Annotated in this window: 1 protein-coding gene; it reads right to left on the bottom strand. The window is 63.1% G+C overall.

What is annotated here, in order from left to right:
* On the bottom strand, positions 1-772 hold a 772-nt coding region (locus BST40_RS30490; RefSeq protein WP_425270716.1), incomplete at both ends, for a SpnB-like Rossmann fold domain-containing protein.

Here is a 772-nt window from a genome sequence, read left to right as displayed (position 1 = left end):
CAACATCCCCGTCTCCCCCGTGATCAACACCGTCCGCTCAGCATCAAAGGCCATCGGATTAGACGCTGGCATCAAGGTGGTCGGGGTCAGCCGGGGGATGTGGGCTTGACCGTCGCGTAGGGCCAATTGGGGTTCGATGTGGGGTTGATGGGTCAGGGCGGCAAAGACATTGCTCAGGGTGTGTTCACTGGCCGGGCTGTGGTCGGTATCGATGAGGCTGATGCGTCCTGGATGTTCGTTTTGGGCCGTGTGGACAAGTGCCCATGCCGCGGCGTGGGCCAGCTCGGGTGGGGCATCGCTAGAGCTGGTGGCTACGCCGTGATGGGTCACGACGACCAGGGGAGTGTGCAGGGTGTCAGGGCGAGCCAGCCAGTGTTGCAGTCTGGTCAAAATATGGCCGATCAGAGCGTGGACCTGCTGGGGCAGGTCCTGATTATCGGTGGGCTTGAGCAGCGGCAGTGCCCAGATCACCACAGCGCTATGGGTGGGATCAGCCTGAGCTAGATCGGTGCCGAGGGTGCTAGCGGGCAGGCTCGCGCGTAACGGGTCGCGCTGATCGCTGATCAACGTCCAGGTCGGTGGGCTTGGGGCTACCGGGAAATGGTGTGGTGTCAGTGTTGGCCAGTCCAGTTGTAACAAACTGTTCCGCAGACCGGCGTGGGTTAGGCGGTGGGAGTCGAAGGTGGTCGGCAACGCCCGCCGGGTTAGCGCGTTGATGGTGATGACTGGGGCGCCGGTGGGGTCGGTGGCGTGCAGTTGGAAGGTGTCAGTG

The organism is Mycobacterium persicum, assembly GCF_002086675.1.
Classification (GTDB): Bacteria; Actinomycetota; Actinomycetes; order Mycobacteriales; family Mycobacteriaceae; genus Mycobacterium; species Mycobacterium persicum.
Note: the sequence above shows the minus strand (reverse complement) of the source record. Positions and strands in the feature narration are given on the sequence as shown.